The following is a 16,693-nucleotide window of genomic DNA, read 5'->3' on the forward strand; positions in this document are numbered from 1 at the left end:
GGGTCACTGCTTCTCTGCCGTCGGGTCCTCGGCTTCCGGCCCTCGGGTCCATGGCCCCCGGCCGCCCGCGTCCGTCGTCGCGCAGGCAACCGCCCGGCCCCGCCCCGCGTCTGAAGGGGTGGCGCCGCATGTGATCGCGGTCTCACCGACAGTGTGGTCGAGGGCCCCCGCGAGGGGCGCCGCACCACCCTCCGTGCCCGGTCTGACCTGCGCCTCCGTGGGTTCCGGCGGCGTGCTCGCAGGGGCGGGAGCCGCGCAGGATACTGCATGATCGCGAAAATCCATGTGCCGGGTGGGAATTCTGTCCTGATTCCAGTCGTTGTTTCCGTCGGATGCAGGGCACCCGAAAGGGTGTCGTGACCTACTCAGCAAGGGAGCACGCATGGCAACCCGTGCCGTCGCCCGCCGTCAGACCTCCGCCCGGAGCGGGGCCGGCCGGGCGAGCAGCGTTCGCGCCGTGGGCGGGGAGATCGCCGACCGCGACCTGGTCGGCATGTACCTCGACGAGATCGCGCGCACGCCCCTGCTCGACGCCGCCAAGGAGGTCGAGCTCTCCCAGACCATCGAGGCCGGCGTGTACGCCCGGCAGATACTCGACGGAGAGGTGGACAGCGAGGCGGGCGGCGCGTCCCGCGAGGAGCTCGAGGCGCTGGTCGCCGAGGGCGAGCGTGCCAAGGACCTCTTCATCAAGTCCAACCTGCGGCTCGTGGTGGCCGTCGCCCGGCGCTACCCGCGCAGCGGGCTCCCCCTGCTCGATCTGATCCAGGAGGGGAACGCGGGCCTGGTGCGCGCGGTCGAGAAGTTCGACTACGCGAAGGGCTTCAAGTTCTCCACGTACGCCACCTGGTGGATCCGGCAGGCCATCACCCGCTCCATCGCCGACCAGTCCCGCACCATCCGGCTCCCCGTCCACCTGGTGGAGGAGCTCGGCCGGATCCGGCGCGTGCAGCGCGAGTTCAACCGGGAGCACGGGCGCGAGCCCGAGCCCGCGGAGATCGCCGCCGAGCTCGGCTCGACGCCGGAGCGGATCGTCGACGTCATGGACTGGGCGCGGGACCCCGTCTCGCTGAACATGTCGGTGGACGACGAGGGCGAGACCCAGTTCGGCGACCTCCTCGAAGACACCTCGGCGGTCTCGCCGGAGCAGTCGGTGCTCACGCTGCTGCGCAGCGAGGAGCTCGACGACCTCATCGACAAGCTGGACCACCGGACGGCCTCGATCATCCGCATGAGGTACGGCATCGAGGACGGGCGCGAGCGGACGCTGACCGAGGTCGGCAAGGAGCACGGCCTCACCCGCGAGCGGATCCGCCAGATCGAGAAGCACGCCCTCCTGGAACTGAAGAAGATGGCCCGCGACACGGGCTTCGACGCGGTGGCCTGAGCCGCGTCCGCCCGGGGGCCCGGGGACGGTCACCGTCCCCGGGCCCCCGGCCGCGTTCCTATCCCCGTGCGGGGACCGCCGCCGCCAGGCGCCCCGCCAGGTCCTCCACGTACGCCCGCAGGGGCTCCGGGCCGTGGACGGTGAACGGGGCGTCGACCAGGGCCAGGCGGAGCGCCAGCCACTCGACCGAGTCGGCGGTGCGGGCGCGCAGCCGGCAGGCGGCGGGCCCCGCCGGGGCCGGGGCCAGATGGGACGGGAGGCGGGCCGTCACGAAGTCGGCCGGGGCCTCGAAGGAGACGTCCAGGTCCAGCTCCTGCTGCGACCGGGCCATCGAGCGGGCGAGCAGCTGCGCCGCGTCGCCCGCCGGCAGTTCGCGCGGCGCGAAGCGGGCCCCGGTGGCCAGCGGGTCGCTCACCCGGTCGACCCGGAAGGTGCGCCAGTCCTCGCGCCCCAGGTCGTACGCGACGAGGTACCAGCGGTGCCCGGTGGAGACCAGCCGGTAGGGCTCGACCAGGCGCTTCGTCTCGGCGCCGTCGCCCGCCCGGTAGCCGAAGCGCAACTTCTCCCGCCCGGTGACCGCGCCCGCGAGCGCGGTCAGGGTCGCGGGCGCCACCGTGGCGCCGTCGCCCCGGGTCAGCGGGATCGTCGCGTTCTGGAGGGTGGAGACCCGGTGCCGGAGCCGGGCGGGCAGCACCTGCTCCAGCTTCGCCAGGGCCCGTACGGACGCCTCCTCGACGCCCTCGATGGCGTGCCCGGCCCCGGCGCGCAGGCCGACCGCGATGGCGACGGCCTCCTCGTCGTCGAGGAGCAGCGGCGGCATGGCCGTCCCGGCGACGAGGCGGTAGCCGCCCACCGCGCCCAGGGTCGCCTCGACCGGATAGCCGAGGTCACGGAGCCGGTCGATGTCCCGGCGGATGGTGCGCGGGGAGACCGAGAGGCGTTCGGCGAGCTCGCTTCCGGGCCACTCGCGGGGGGTCTGGAGGAGCGAGAGCAGATGCAGGAGTCGTGCCGGAGTGTCCGTCATGCCGTCCAGGATGAGGCCGATCTAGGACATGACCCGACCTATATGACTCCTATCTTTCTTCGTATGAGTTCACACGACGCCGTCACGGACGCGGCGGCCCCCGCCGACACGCACCCTGCACCCGCCGATCCCGGCGACAAGCGACGCTGGATCGCCCTCGCCATCGTCATGACCGCCGCCTTCATGGACCTGGTCGACGCCACCATCGTCAACATCGCGATCCCCAGCATCGAGCGGGACCTCGGCGCCACCATCGGGGCCATCCAGTGGATCACCGCCGGGTACGCGCTCGCGTTCGCCGCCGGCCTGATCACCGGCGGGCGGCTCGGCGACATCTACGGCCGCAAGCGGCTCTTCCTCCTCGGCACCGCCGGCTTCACGCTCGCCTCGGCGCTCTGCGGCTTCGCGGCCAACCAGGAGATGCTGATCGCCTCCCGCCTCCTCCAGGGCGTGGCGGCCGCGATGATGGTGCCGCAGGTCCTGTCGATCGTCCACGCCACCTTCCCGGCCCACGAGCGCGGCAAGGTCTTCGGGCTCTTCGGCGCGATCGTCGGCCTGGGCGCGGTCTCCGGGCCGCTGCTCGGCGCGCTGCTCACCCAGTGGAACATCGCGGGCCTGGAGTGGCGCCCGATCTTCCTCATCAACCTGCCGGTCGGCATCGCGGGCCTGCTCCTGGGCCGGAAGTTCATCACCGAGTCCAAGGCCCCGAAGGCGCTCCGCCTCGACCTGGTCGGCGTGCTCCTGGTGACGACCGCGCTGCTCCTGCTGATCTACCCGCTGACGCGCGGCCGCGAGCTGGACTGGCCGCTGTGGGGCCACCTGATGATGGCCGGCAGCCTGCCCGTCTTCGGCCTCCTCGTCGCGTACGAGGGGTACAAGACGCGCAAGGACGGGTCGCCGCTCGTCGAGCTGTCGCTGTTCAAGGTGAAGAGCTTCGCGGCCGGCATCGCCGTCCAGCTCACCTTCGGCGTCGTGATGGGCATCTTCTTCCTGGTCTGGACGCTCTACATGCAGGTCGGGCTCGGCTGGACCCCGCTGCGGGCGGGCCTCACCGGGGTGCCGTTCTCGATCGCGGTCTCGGTGGCCGCCGGGCTGTCGGTGCAGAAGCTGGTGCCGCGCTTCGGCCGCAAGGTGCTCCAGGCGGGCGCCCTGACGATGACGGCGGGCGTCCTGCTCTACCTCTTCGAGGCGGACCGCTACGGGACGGCGATCACCTCCTGGCAGATGGTCCCGCCGCTGGTCGTCATGGGTCTCGGCATGGGCCTGATCGTGGCGCCGCTGACGGACGCGGTCCTCTCGGAGGTGCCGCGCGAGCACGCCGGTTCGGCCTCGGGCCTGATCAACACGACCACACAGATGGGCACCGCGCTCGGCCTCGGCATGGTGTCGGTCGTCTTCTTCGGCCTCATCGACGACGACCGCCTCAGGAAGGCCCCGGCGGAGACGGGCGCGGCCTTCGCGGACGCCTTCCAGAACTCCCTGGGCTGGGTGGCGGGCGTGCTCGTCGTGATCTTCCTGGTGATGTTCGCGCTGCCCGCGAAGCCGAAGCAGCACCTGGAGGGCGGCGGCGACGGCGACGAGACCGGCCCGGAGGCCGGGGTGGGTTCGGAGGCCGGTGCGGGTGCCGACGCGGGTGCCGGTGTCGACTCCCGTGCCGGCGTCGAGAAGGAGTCGGCGCTCACCCGCTGAGCGCGGCCCCGCCGAAGGGCCCTCGCCCCGGGACGGTCTCCCGGGGCGAGGGCCCTTCCGCGTGCGCGGTCGTACGGGCGGGGCTCAGCGCACCCGGGCGCGGGTCTCCATCGCTCCCCGGGCCGTGTCCTCGTCCTCGTACACCTCGCACATGTGACGTCCGTCGGGGGTCGCCGTGTGCTCGACCTCCCAGAGGCTGACCTCGCTGCCGTCGAGCAGCAGGAACTGGTGCTCGTAGAGGGTGAAGCCGGCGTCCCGGCCGCCCCCCACGGGGCAGTGGCGGCCGAAGGCCTGCGTGATGTGGTGCGCGAAGGCGAGCCGGAGGCGGCGGGCCGTCTCCTCGCCCGGCCGGTCCGCGTTCTCCGCGCGCCGCAGGACGCGGCGGGCGTGGTCGGCGGAGTTGTCCGGCACGTACATCCGGGGCTGGGTGGGTATCGGGCGGGCGAGCAGGGCGCTCAGCAGCTCGAAGTCGTCGTCCTCGTCGGGGACGCGCCCGTCGGAGCGCTCGGCCGACCAGCGCGTCGGCGGCCCGGAGGGCAGTCGGGAGGCGGCGAGCCGGGCCTCCGCCTCCTCCGCGTACAGCTCGTGCTGCTCGGCGCCGTCCCGCCCGGCGTCGTGCACCAGCTCCCAGAGGCTGAGGGTGCCGCCGTCGGCGAGCAGATAGGTGTGGCGGTGGGTCGTGCGGTGCAGCGACGCGCTGTGGTGCGAGGAGTGCAGCGCGCTGGAGTGGGCGAGCGCCGTGGCGAGGCGCTCGACGGTCGAGTCGGGCAGGTCGAAGGAGTTGAGCGCCCGGCCGAGGAGCCGTTCGACGTGCGCCTCGGTCGTCTCGTACGGATCGGGGTGATCCTGCGGATCGTTCAAGGGGATCTCCAGGCCGTCGCCGCATGTCACTTGATGCTTGCTTAACGTAGTCCCTGGGTCTGACATCGTGTCCGGTGTTCCGGTAAAACGAAGGGCGTATGCGGGAAGTTCCCGCCGTCTTCCCTCCAACTCCCCATCCATTACCGGGAGTACGGGTCCGCCTGCGTCCCGTACAGCTCCCGGTACGAGGGGAAGTCCCCGCCCGGGCCGCGCAGCCCGCCGGGGGCCGCGAGCAGCGCGCGGACGATCGCCCGGGTCACCAGGTCCGCGCCCGCCGCCAGGATCTCGTTCAGGGCGAGCGGCCCCGGCCCCTCCGGCAGCTCCCGGGCCCCGGTGGCGAGGGCGAAGACCGTGTCCCCGTCGTTCATCAGGTGCACCGGCCGCACGGCGCGCGCGATGCCGTCGTGCGCCGTGCCCGCCACCTTGCGCGCCTGCGCGCGGGTCAGCGCCGCGTCCGTCGCGACCACGGCGAGCGTGGTGTTCAGCGGGGGAGGGACGGCCGCCGCCCGTGCCTCCGCGAGCCGCCGCAGCGCCGCCGCGTGGACCTCCGGGTCGGGGAAGGCGGTCCTGCCGTCCTCGAAGTAGGCGCCGTAGGGCACGCCCGTCGTCGGGTCCACGGCCGAGCCCACCGCGTTCACCACCACCAGCGCCCCGACCGTGATCCCGGACGCCAGGACCGCGCTCGCCGTCCCGACGCCGCCCCGCAGGCCGCCGACCACGGCCCCGGTGCCCGCGCCGACCGCGCCCGTTTCCACGCGCGCGCGGTCGCCGCTCGCGTCGGCCGCCTCCGCCGCCGCCCGGCCCGTCGCCGCGTCCGGCCGGGCGGTGAAGTCGCCGCCCCGGCCCAGGTCGAAGACGCAGGCGGCGGGCACCACCGGCACCACGTGGGACGGGTCGGGGCCCACCCGGACGCCCCGGTGCCGCTCCGCCAGCCAGGCCGTCACGCCGGAGGCGGAGTCTAGGCCGTACGCGCTGCCGCCGGTCAGGACGACCGCGTCGATCCGCCGCACCACGTTCCTCGGGTCCAGGGCGTCCGTCTCGCGCGTGCCCGGCCCCCCGCCCCGTACGTCCACGGCGGCGGTCATCCCGCCCTCCGGGGCGAGCACCACCGTGGTGCCGCTCAGCGCCCCCGGACCGGCCACGCGCGCGTGCCCCACGCGCAGCCCGCCCACATCGGTGATCCCGTCCTGGCCGTCCGTCGTCTTCCCGGGCTCCGTCATGCGCCCTGCCTACCACGCGGCCCGGGCGCGGCGCCCGGACCCCGGCGCGCCACCCGGACCCCGGCACGGCGTTCGGACCCCGTCGTGGCGCTCAGGCCCCGTCGTGGCGCTCAGGCCCCGGAGTCCCGCGTCGCCGGGTTCCGGGCGGTCAGGGTGACGCCGGTCGCGACGGCCGCCGCCGCGACGAGCCCGGCCGCGAGGACGGCCCAGCGGCCCGCGAACGAGCACATCAGGATCGCGAGCGCCGCGACCGGCAGGACGAGCTGCTGGGCGGTGCCGACCTTGAAGTAGCGGGCGTGCAGCAGCCACACGAGGAGCAGGAAGAGGGCCGACGGGATCGTCACGGCGGCCGAGGCGGAGAGCGTGGAGATGTGGGCCTCGCCCACGGCCTGCTCGACGGCGATCTCCAGGCCCGCCCCGATGGCGGCGGCCGACATGAGGATCAGGTAGTGCCCGTACCCCCACAGGAAGGCCTGGCGGCTGGAGGTCAGCCGGTCGTGGGCGGGCACGACGAAGTAGACCCACCAGGCGGCGAAGACCAGGAGCAGACCGCCGGCGGCGATCGGCAGCAGCTCGTCCAGGGCGTCGTTCTCGACGACGCCGGACTTCACCGCGACGGTCGCGGCGGCGACGGTCTCGCCGAGGACGATGAGGGTGAACAGGCCGTACCGCTCGGCGATGTGGTGCGCGTGCCAGGCGCTGGTCCCGGCCCGCTCCGCGTACAGGGGCACGGACAGTTCGGCCAGCGCCATGACGACGAAGACCCACGGGCGGGCGGGCTCGGGCGCGAGGACCAGGCCGAGCCAGCCGACCTGGCAGAGGAGGACCCCGCCCGCGTACCGGCGGCACATCCTCCGCTCGGCCGGGTCGGCCGCGTGGCGGGCGGCGCGCAGCCACTGGAAGACGAGGGCGAGCCGCATCACGGCGTAACCGAGGTAGACGACGAGGAAGTCGTGCTCCTCGAAGGCCCGCGAGACACCGGCGGCGAGGATCAGGACGCCGGCGATCTGCACGAGGGTGACGACCCGGTAGAGGACGTCGTCGTTGTCGTACGCGGAGGCGAACCAGGTGAAGTTCATCCAGGCCCACCAGATCGCGAAGAAGACCATCGCGTAGTTCGCGACGCCCGTGCCGGCGTGGCCCTCGGCGACCGCGTGGACGAGCTCGGCGCCTGCCTGGGCGACGGCGACGACGAAACACAGGTCGAAGAAGAGCTCCAGGGGCGTGGCGGCCCGGTGGGCCTCCTCGCGGGAGCGGGACGTGAGCGGCAGGAAGGGTCTGGTCATGGGCACAGCACACCAGGGACCGGCGCTCCCCGGCCACGTGCCACGCGTGACACCGGCCGGGGCCTTCCGCCCGTCCGGGACGGGACCTGTGGCCGCCGGAAGGGGACCAACGGCGCCCGGAACGGCCGCTCGGGAGGAGTGGAATGGGAGGCAGGCGACGAGGCTGTCGAACGAATCGAGAAGGCGGTGCGGGCAGTGACTGCGACTTCCGCGGAAGCGACTGCGAACCCTGCGGGGACGACGGGGGGCGGGACGGCACGGGAGCGGGCCTGGAAGGGCTTCGAGGGCGGGCCCTGGTGCGACGCCGTCGACGTCCGCGACTTCATTCAGCGCAACTACACGCCGTACGAGGGCGACGACTCCTTCCTCGCCGGCCCCACCGAGCGGACCGCCGCCGTGTGGAAGGCGATCACCGACCGCTTCCCCGAGGAGCGCGCCAGGGGGGTGTACGACGTCTCGTACGACGTGCCCTCCACCATCACCGCCCACGCCCCCGGCTGGATCGACCGCGACCGGGAGCTGATCGTCGGCCTCCAGACCGACGCCCCGCTCAAGCGCGCGATCATGCCGTACGGCGGCTGGCGCATGGTCGCCGGCGCCCTGGAGACCTACGGCTACCCGGTGTCGGAGGAGCTGGAGAAGGTCTTCACCGAGTACCGCAAGACCCACAATGCCGCGGTCTTCGACGCGTACACCCCCGAGATCCGCGCCGCCCGCAGGGCCGGGGTCGTCACCGGGCTGCCCGACGCCTACGGCCGGGGCCGGATCATCGGCGACTACCGCCGCGTCGCCCTCTACGGCGTCGACCGGCTCGTCGAGGCGAAGAAGGCCGAGAAGGAGGAGCTGAACTCCCTGCCCGCCGGGGACCGCTCCCTCGAAGAGACCCTCCGGCTGCGCGAGGAGCTGGCCGAGCAGATCCGCGCCCTCGGGGAGCTGAAGGCGATGGCCGCCTCCTACGGCCACGACCTCTCCGGGCCCGCCGCCGACGGTCACGAGGCCGTCCAGTGGCTGTACTTCGCCTACCTGGCCGCCGTGAAGGAGCAGAACGGGGCCGCGATGTCCCTCGGCCGCACCTCCACCTTCCTCGACGTCTACCTCCAGCGGGACATCGACTCCGGCGTCCTCACCGAGGAGCGGGCCCAGGAGCTGATCGACGACTTCGTCATCAAGCTCCGCATCGTCCGCTTCCTGCGCACCCCCGAGTACGACGAGCTGTTCTCCGGCGACCCGACCTGGGTCACCGAGTCCATCGGCGGCATGGGCGAGGACGGGCGGCCGCTGGTCACGAAGACCTCCTTCCGCTACCTCCAGACCCTCTACAACCTCGGCCCGGCCCCCGAGCCGAACATGACCGTCTTCTGGTCGCCCGCCCTTCCCCGGGGCTTCAAGGAGTTCTGCGCGAAGGTCTCCATCGACACCTCCTCCGTCCAGTACGAGTCGGACGAGCTGATGCGCCCCCGCTTCGGCGACGACACCGCCATCGCCTGCTGCGTCTCCGCGATGCCCGTCGGCAGGCAGATGCAGTTCTTCGGCGCCCGCGTGAACCTCGCCAAGACCCTGCTGTACGCGATCAACGGCGGCCGAGACGAGCGGTCCGGCGCCCAGGTCGGGCCCGCGACCGGCGCCCTCACCTCCGATGTCCTCGACTACGACGAGGTCATGGCCCGTTTCGACGAGCAGATGGAGTGGCTCGCGGGCGTCTACGTCCACGCCCTGAACGTCATCCACCACATGCACGACAAGTACGCGTACGAGCGGATCGAGATGGCGCTCCACGACCGGGACGTGCGCCGCACCATGGCCTGCGGCATCGCCGGCCTCTCCGTCGCCGCCGACTCCCTGGCCGCGATCAAGTACGCGAAGGTCGTCCCGGTCCGGGACGCGACCGGCCTCGCCACCGACTACCTGATCGAGGGCGACCACCCGGCCTACGGCAACAACGACGACCGCGCGGACGCGATCGCGGTCCACCTGGTCGAGGAGTTCATGCGGAAGGTGCGCGGGCACCCGACCTACCGGAACGCCGAGCACACCCAGTCCGTCCTGACCATCACCTCCAACGTCGTCTACGGCAAGAAGACCGGCAACACCCCCGACGGGCGCCGCGCGGGCGAGCCCTTCTCGCCGGGCGCCAACCCGATGAACGGCCGCGACACCCACGGCTACGTCGCCTCGGCCCTGTCGGTCGCCAAGCTCCCGTACGCGGACGCCGAGGACGGCATCTCGCTGACCAGCACCGTCACCCCCGACGGCCTGGGCCGCACCCCCGAGGAGCGGATCGCGAACCTCGCGGGCCTCCTCGACGGCTACACGGCGAGCGACGGCTTCCACATGAACGTCAACGTCCTGAACCGCGCCGTCCTGGAGGACGCCATGGAGCACCCGGAGAACCATCCGCAGCTGACCATCCGGGTCTCCGGGTACGCGGTGAACTTCGTCCGGCTCACCCGCGAGCAGCAGCTCGACGTCCTGAACCGCACCTTCCACGGCTCCCTGTGACCGGGCTCCCGGCGACCGCCTGCCCCTCGGCGACCGCCTGACTCCCAGACCGCGTCCCGGGGCCGGCCGGACCCCACCCCGGCCCCGGGACGCACCGACCCGACCACCACCGAAAGGGGCCCCCGCCGTGCCCAGCCCCGCCGTGCCCAGCCTCGCCCCGCCCCCGGACACCACCGGGACCGCCCCCTGCACGCCCGCCGCTCCGGACACCGCCCGGACCGCCCCCCGCACGCCCGCCGCTCCGGACGCCGCTCCGAGCGTGACTCCGGGCGCCGCTCCGAGCGTGACCCCGGGCGCCGATCCGGCCGGTCCCCGTCCCTCCGCCGCCACCCCCGCCGCCGCGGTGACCCGGCGGCCCGCCGAGGGGGCGCTCCACTCCTGGGACCTGTCCACCGGTGTCGACGGGCCCGGCACCCGCTTCGTCGCCTTCCTCTCCGGCTGCCCCCTCACCTGTCTCTACTGCCACAACCCCGACACCTGGCGGATGCGGTCCGGCCGGCGCACCTCCGCCGACGACGTGATCGCCGAGGCCGCCAAGTACGTCCGCTTCATCTCCGCCTCCGGCGGCGGCGCCACCGTCTCCGGCGGCGAGCCCCTCCTCCAGCCGGTCTTCACGGGCGAGCTGCTGCACCGCCTGAAGCACGAGCTCGGCCTCCACACGGCCCTCGACACCTCGGGCTTCCTCGGCGCCCGCGCCACCGACGCCCTGCTGCGCGACACCGACCTGGTGCTCCTGGACATCAAGTCCTGGGACCCCGCCACGTACCGGAAGGTCACCGGACGCCCACCGGGACCCACCCTGGACTTCGCCCGGCGCCTCGCCGACCTCGGCCGGGAGGCCCACGTCCGCTTCGTCCTCGTCCCGGGCCTCACCGACGACCCCGCGAACGTGGAGGGAGTCGCCGCCTTCGCCGGGGGTCTCGGCAACGTCTCCCGCGTGGACGTCCTTCCCTTCCACAAGCTGGGCGAAGCGAAGTGGCGGGCACTCGCCATGCCGTTCACCCTGCACGACACCCCGTCCCCGACCCCCGATCAGCTCGCCGGGGTCCGTGAGGTCTTCCGCTCCCACGGCCTGAACGCCGTCTGAACGCCGTCCGAGCGACGTCCGCACCACGCCACCCCGCAAAAAGGGGCGAAAGGGGCTATTCGGCCTTAACGTGGCCGCGTGACCGAGCCACCGCAGACCGCCGAGCCGACCCCTCCGCCGGGCGGGCCCGCCCCCGCCTCCGGCGCCACCGACCCGGCCGCGGCAGAGCCCCCGCCGCAGAGCCCCGGCGCCGTGCGGCGCCGCGCCTCCCTGGTCGGCGCGGTCGTCTCCGCCCTGCTGATCGTCGCGATCGTCCTCGGCAGCCGTCTGCTCCGCGACTTCGACTCGGCCCTCCTGCCCTACGCCGTCGCCACCGTCTTCCTCGCCTTCGGCGTCGCCTACCGCTACACCGTCTGGATCTCCGCCCCCGGCGCCCGCCGCCTCTTCCGCAAGGGCTGGGGCTCCTTCTTCTCCGTCGCGAACTTCCGCGAGGCGCCCACCGCGCTGCCCCGGATGATCGCCACCTATCTCGGCTTCCAGAAGTTCCTCGGCGCCCGCTCCCACGCCCGCTGGGCCGCCCACCAGCTCATCTTCTGGGGCTGTCTGCTCGCCGCCGCGATCACCTTCCCGCTCACCTGGGGCTGGTTCACCTTCACCTCCTCCACCGGCGCGGGACCCGGCTACGAGATGCGGATCTGGGGCTTCAAGGTCCTCGGCTTCGACTCCCTCAGCGTCCTCGGCTGGCTCATGTTCCACGGCCTCGACATCGCCGCCGTCCTCGTCATCCCCGGCGCCGGCTACTTCCTCTGGCGCCGCATGAAGGACCGGGGCGCCATCACCGGCCAGCGCTTCGCCTACGACCTGGTGCCCCTGCTCGCCCTGATCGTCATCTCCGTGACCGGGCTGCTGCTGACCTTCTCGTCGATCTTCCTGCACGGCGGCGGCTACGAGTTCCTCGCCATCCTCCACATGGTGTCCGTCGTCTTCACCCTGATCTACATCCCCTTCGGGAAGTTCTTCCACATCGTCCAGCGGCCCGCCGCCGTCGGGATGCAGCTCTTCAAGTACACCTCCCGCCGCAAGGACGAGGAGGGGGGCGAGGTCTTCGCCTGCCGCCGCTGCCACCAGCCCATCGACACCGCTCCGTACGTGGAGAACCTCCAGGGCACCATGCGCGACCTCGACCTCGGCTTCGAGGGCTGGGCCGAGTACTGCCCCCGCTGCAAGCGCGTCCTGCGCGGCACCGCCTACCTCGACCACGTGAAGAAGGGCTTCAAGTGAGCGCCACCGACCCCGCGGCCGTCCCCGGGACCGTCCCCGGGCGGCCGCTGTCGCTCGACCCCTCCCTCGCCCCGCCCGGCTCCCGCAACTTCCGCGACGCCGGAGGCATCCCCGCCGACCGCTGGCACGCCGACCAGAACGAGGAGACCCTCGTCCCCACCCACTGCTGCTTCTGCGGCGTCCAGTGCGGCATGTACCTGCGCGTCGACCACCACGGGAAGGTCTTCGGCGTCGAACCCCGCAACCACGACATCAACCGGATGCGGCTCTGCCCCAAGGGCATCAACGCCTACCAGCAGGTCAACCACCCCGACCGGCTCACCACCCCGCTCCTGCGCGACAACCGCGACCAGGAGTTCCGGGAGGCCAGCTGGGAGGAGGCGCTCGACCGCACCGTCGCCGAGATCCGCCGCATCCAGGCCGAGTACGGCAACGACGCCTTCGGCCTCCTCGGCGGTGCCAGCCTCTTCTCCGAGAAGACCTACCTCGTCGGCAAGTTCGCCCGGGTCGCCCTCAAGACCAAGCACGTCGACTACAACGGACGCCTCTGCATGGTCTCCGCCGCCGGGGCCAACAAGCTCGCCTTCGGCATCGACCGCGCCGGCAACCCCTTCTCCGACATCCTCCTCACCGACTGCCTCCTCATCGCCGGATCCAACGTCGGCGAGTGCTTCCCCGTCATGACCCAGTACGTGTGGGGAGCCCGCGACCGGGGCGCCACCCTGATCGTGATCGACCCCCGCGAGACCGCGATCGCCCGCACCGCCGACATCCACGTCGCCCTCAAGCCCGGCACCGACTCCGCCTTCTTCAACGCCGTCCTCAACGTCGTCGTCGCCGAGGGCCTCACCGACGAGGCCTACCTCGCCGCCCACACCACCGGCTGGGACGAGGTCAAGCGGACCGTCGCCGAGTACCCGCCGTCCCGCTCCGCGCGGATCTGCGGCGTCCCCGAGGAGCAGATCGTCCAGGTCGCCCGCATGTTCGCCGGCGCAGGACGGGCCATGGCCTGGCACGCCCGGGGCATCGAACACCACTCCCAGGGCGTCGAGAACTGCCTCACCGTCATCAACCTCTGCGTCGCCACCGGCAACATCGGCAGGCTCGGCGCCGGATACGGCACCATCACCGGCCAGGGCAACGGCCAGGGCGGCCGCGAACACGGCCAGAAGTCCGACCTCCTGCCCGGCGGCCGCTCCATCACCAACCCCGAGCACCGCCGCCAGATCTGCGAGATCTGGGGCATCGACGAGACCGAACTCCCCTCCGCCGGAACCTCCATGATGGAGATGGTCTGGCAGATGCAGCGAGAGGAGATCCGCGGCCTCATCGGCGTCTGCAACAACCCCTTCGTCTCCCTCCCCAACTACGCCACCGTCAAGAACGGCTACGACACCCTCCAGTTCCACGCCCAGTTCGACTTCTTCCTCTCCGAGACCGCCGCCAACGCCCACGTCGTCTTCCCCGTCACCGTCTGGGCCGAGGACGACGGCGTCATGGCCAACGCCGAGGCCCGCGTCGTCAAGCACAACAAGGCCCAGGAGCCCCCCGCCGGCGTCCGCACCGACACCTGGGTCCTGTGCGAACTCGCCCGCCGCCTCGGCGCCGGGGACAAGTTCGACTTCACCGACTCCCGCTCCGTCTTCGAGGAGCTCCGCGTCGCCTCCGCCGGGACCGTCAACGACTACTACGGCATCACCTACGAGCGCCTGGAGGAGACCGGCGGCATCGCCTGGCCCTGCCCCACCACCGACCACCCCGGCACCCCCCGGCTCTTCGAGGACGGCCGCTCCTACCACCCCGACGGCAAGATCCACCTCCAGACCGTCGAATGGCACCCGCCCATGGACCCGTACAGCGAGGAGTTCCCCCTCTCGCTCACCACCGGCCGGACCGTCGCCCACTTCCTCTCCGGCAACCAGACCCGCCGCCTCGCCGGACTCGTCGAACAGACCCCCCGCCCCTGGGTCGAGGTCCACCCCTCCCACGGCTTCCGCAACGGCGACCCCGTCCGCGTCGTCACCCGCCGCGGCAGCGAGGTCTTCCCCGCCCTCGTCACCGACGCCATCCGCCCCGACACCGTCTTCGTGCCCTACCACTGGCCCGTCCCCACCGCGGCCAACGCCCTCACCATCGACGCCCTCGACCCGCGCTCCAAGATCCCCGAGTACAAGGTGTGCGCCGCCCGCGTCGAGGCCGCCGAACGCATCGACGAGGTCCCCGCCCCGCCCACGCCCCCCGGCCGCCCGGCCTACCCCGAGGCCCAGGTCTCCCGCACCGACCCGCTGCCCCCCACCTCCCCCCAGGGCCGGGGCACCGCCGAGAGGAGCTGACCCGCACATGATGGGCCGCACGATCTTCATCGACCCCGGCCGCTGCATCGGCTGCCAGGCCTGCGTCTCCGCCTGCCGCGAATGCGACTCCCACCGCGGCAAGTCGATGATCCACCTCGACTACCCCGACGAGGGCCACTCCGTCGCCTCCCTCCCCACCGTCTGTATGCACTGCGAGGACCCCGTCGCCCCCTGCGCCGAGGTCTGCCCCGCCGACGCCATCCTCGTCACCCCCGACGGCGTCGTGCAGCAGGCCGACACCACCCGCTGCATCGGCTGCGCCAACTGCGTCAACGCCTGCCCCTTCGGCGTGCCCAAGATCGACCTCCAGGCCAAGCTCCAGATGAAGTGCAACCTCTGCTACGACCGCACCGCCTACGGCCTCGCCCCCATGTGCGCCACCGTCTGCCCCACCGGCGCCCTCTTCTACGGCACCGTCGAGGAGCTGCGGGCCGAGCGCCCCGGCGTCCAGGTCGCCGACTCCTTCACCTTCGGCACCACCACCGTCTCCACCGGGGTCGCGATGGTCGTCCCCGCCGACAAGGTCCAGTGGCCGGTGCCCGGCGGGCTCCCCGTCGTGGAGATCAACGGAAAGGACGTCCGTTGAGCGTCACCGACCCCCAGCCGCCCGCACCGGACCCCCGCACCGACGCCGCCCAGGACGCGCTCCACGACCGGATCGCCGCCGACTCCCTCACCACCCGCCGCGACTACCTGCGGATCGTCGCCACCGTCTCCGGCGGCCTCGCCGTCGGCGGGATCGGCGTCGCCTCCGGCATCCTGCACCGGCACGGCGACAGCGACGGCGCCCCCGAACCGAAGCGGATCGCCGACCGGATCCTGCCCGGCGACTCCCTCGCCTTCCGCTACCCCGGCGCCGACGACCGCGCGGTCGCCGTCCGCCTGGAGGACGGCACCCTCGCCGGCTACTCCGCCGTCTGCACCCACCTCGCCTGCGCCGTCCTCTGGCGCAAGGACCGGGGGAGCGAGGGCGAGCTGTACTGCCCCTGCCACGAGGGCGTCTTCAGCGCCCGTACGGGAGAGGTCACCGCCGGCCCGCCGCCCCGGGGACTGCCGAAGGTGCTCCTCGTGGAGGAGGCCGACGGCAGCGTCTGGGCGGTCGGCACCGCCCGCTCGGGCGAGACCGCCCGCGACGGCCTCTGCCGCGAACTCGGCCCGGACCGCCCGGACCTCGCCGCCCGCCTGGGCTGCCCCGGCGCCTCCACCGAAGGCGCGGGCGCGGGGACGGGCCCGGCGCCGGAGAGGACGGGCGCGGGTACGGGGGCGGGCGCGGCGCAGAGGAGCGAGCGGACATGAGCGAGAGCGCCTTCCCCCGCGACCCGGAGGCCCCGGGGCCGACGGAGCCGCCCCGGCCCCCCGCGTACACCCCGGGCAGTGCGCAGCCGCGGCTGAACCGGCCCCTGCACGAGCGCTATCCGCAGATCCGGCCCACCAGCGGCTACGGCGATCCCCGGATCCGGCACACCGGGCCGGGGCCGGGAGCCGGCGCGGAGCAGGAGCCCGAGCGCTCCTCGAAGCTGAACGCCCGTCTCGCCCTGGCGCTCTCGGTCGTCGTCGGCCAGCTCTGGGGCCTGACGATCGTGGTGGACGAGTGGATGTCGGGCGACACCGGCACCGCCTGGTGGGGGGCGGGCTTCCTCGTCCTGTCGTTCCTCGTGGTGCTCGGCCTCTGGCTGCTCGACCCGAAGGACCGCTGAGCGGAAGCCCCGCCGAACGGAAGCCCCGGAACGGACCGGTACGGAACGGACCGGTCCGGAACGATCGGCAGGCGCGGAGCGGACCGGTCCGGAACGATCGGCAGGCGCGGAGCGGGGCGGCGGGCGTACTCTGAAGGGATGAGCACCGCCCCCGCCCACGGCCCGCGAGACACGGAGCGACCCGGCACGCCTTCCCGCCCCGAGGGCAGGCCCCGGCCGGCCATCGTCTTCGACGATCCGCTGGACCGCCAGTCCGCGGACGACACGGACCGCGGGTGGGGCGAGCGGCCTCCTACCGGTGGCGACAGCGCCGCCGACCTCGCGCGCTTCCTCGACGAGAAGCCGCCGCACCACCTCTGAACCCGGCGGAC

At 73.0% G+C, this 16,693-nt stretch carries 14 protein-coding genes; 10 read left to right on the plus strand and 4 right to left on the minus strand.

Annotated features, from left to right (window positions below; translation table 11 throughout):
• Positions 1–382: 382 nt before the first annotated feature.
• On the plus strand, positions 383–1,384 hold the full coding sequence (locus tag ACIQD7_RS25850; RefSeq protein ID WP_121828309.1) for an RNA polymerase sigma factor RpoD/SigA: 1,002 nt from the start codon (positions 383–385) through the stop codon (positions 1,382–1,384).
• A gap of 58 nt (positions 1,385–1,442) precedes the next feature.
• Here the strand turns inward: ACIQD7_RS25850 and ACIQD7_RS25855 are convergent, their stop codons facing one another.
• Positions 1,443–2,408, minus strand: a complete 966-nt coding sequence (locus ACIQD7_RS25855) for a YafY family protein (RefSeq protein ID WP_121828308.1) — start codon at positions 2,406–2,408, stop codon at positions 1,443–1,445.
• 63 nt (positions 2,409–2,471) lie between these two features.
• On the opposite strand from ACIQD7_RS25855, the gene ACIQD7_RS25860 reads away from it, so the two are divergent.
• Complete coding sequence (locus ACIQD7_RS25860) at positions 2,472–4,097, plus strand: MFS transporter (RefSeq protein ID WP_402444623.1); 1,626 nt, start codon at positions 2,472–2,474, stop codon at positions 4,095–4,097.
• Positions 4,098–4,181: 84 nt separating this feature from the next.
• On the opposite strand, the gene ACIQD7_RS25865 is transcribed toward ACIQD7_RS25860, so the two are convergent.
• The 3 genes from ACIQD7_RS25865 to ACIQD7_RS25875 all read right to left on the minus strand — a co-directional run bounded on the left by ACIQD7_RS25865 (position 4,182) and on the right by ACIQD7_RS25875 (position 7,464).
• Positions 4,182–4,958, minus strand: coding sequence for a DUF6227 family protein (locus ACIQD7_RS25865; protein ID WP_402444625.1), 777 nt, complete (start codon positions 4,956–4,958; stop codon positions 4,182–4,184).
• A gap of 140 nt (positions 4,959–5,098) precedes the next feature.
• Complete coding sequence (locus ACIQD7_RS25870; protein ID WP_402444627.1) at positions 5,099–6,178, minus strand: P1 family peptidase; 1,080 nt, start codon at positions 6,176–6,178, stop codon at positions 5,099–5,101.
• Between the two features lie 110 nt (positions 6,179–6,288).
• Positions 6,289–7,464: a low temperature requirement protein A gene (locus tag ACIQD7_RS25875; protein WP_402444628.1), complete on the minus strand. Its 1,176-nt coding sequence runs from the start codon at positions 7,462–7,464 to the stop codon at positions 6,289–6,291.
• A gap of 195 nt (positions 7,465–7,659) precedes the next feature.
• Here ACIQD7_RS25875 and pflB point away from each other — a divergent pair, with 195 nt between their 5' ends.
• The 8 genes from pflB to ACIQD7_RS25915 all read left to right on the plus strand — a co-directional run bounded on the left by pflB (position 7,660) and on the right by ACIQD7_RS25915 (position 16,682).
• Entirely contained in the window at positions 7,660–9,963 is a 2,304-nt protein-coding gene (pflB, locus tag ACIQD7_RS25880) for a formate C-acetyltransferase (protein ID WP_402444630.1), read from the plus strand.
• A 343-nt stretch (positions 9,964–10,306) separates the two neighbouring features.
• On the plus strand, positions 10,307–11,050 hold the full coding sequence (gene pflA / locus ACIQD7_RS25885; RefSeq protein WP_402444897.1) for a pyruvate formate-lyase-activating protein: 744 nt from the start codon (positions 10,307–10,309) through the stop codon (positions 11,048–11,050).
• 78 nt (positions 11,051–11,128) lie between these two features.
• Positions 11,129–12,271 carry an MFS transporter gene (locus ACIQD7_RS25890; protein WP_402444631.1) on the plus strand — a complete coding sequence of 381 codons (1,143 nt, stop codon included), beginning with the start codon at positions 11,129–11,131 and terminating at the stop codon, positions 12,269–12,271.
• On the plus strand, positions 12,268–14,604 hold the full coding sequence (locus ACIQD7_RS25895; RefSeq protein WP_402444633.1) for a molybdopterin oxidoreductase family protein: 2,337 nt from the start codon (positions 12,268–12,270) through the stop codon (positions 14,602–14,604). Before ACIQD7_RS25890 ends, ACIQD7_RS25895 begins: the two co-directional genes overlap by 4 nt.
• Positions 14,605–14,611: 7 nt before the next feature.
• On the plus strand, positions 14,612–15,211 hold the full coding sequence (locus ACIQD7_RS25900) for a 4Fe-4S dicluster domain-containing protein (protein WP_121832765.1): 600 nt from the start codon (positions 14,612–14,614) through the stop codon (positions 15,209–15,211).
• Complete coding sequence (locus ACIQD7_RS25905; RefSeq protein WP_402444636.1) at positions 15,208–15,921, plus strand: Rieske (2Fe-2S) protein; 714 nt, start codon at positions 15,208–15,210, stop codon at positions 15,919–15,921. Before ACIQD7_RS25900 ends, ACIQD7_RS25905 begins: the two co-directional genes overlap by 4 nt.
• Positions 15,918–16,322, plus strand: a complete 405-nt coding sequence (locus ACIQD7_RS25910) for a hypothetical protein (RefSeq protein ID WP_121832767.1) — start codon at positions 15,918–15,920, stop codon at positions 16,320–16,322. Before ACIQD7_RS25905 ends, ACIQD7_RS25910 begins: the two co-directional genes overlap by 4 nt.
• A 138-nt stretch (positions 16,323–16,460) precedes the next feature.
• Positions 16,461–16,682 (plus strand): hypothetical protein, encoded by a 222-nt coding sequence (locus ACIQD7_RS25915; protein WP_161373225.1) that lies wholly within the window; start codon positions 16,461–16,463, stop codon positions 16,680–16,682.
• Positions 16,683–16,693 lie beyond the last annotated feature (11 nt).

The organism is Streptomyces sp. NPDC093071 (assembly GCF_044754545.1).
Taxonomy (GTDB): Bacteria; Actinomycetota; Actinomycetes; order Streptomycetales; family Streptomycetaceae; genus Streptomyces.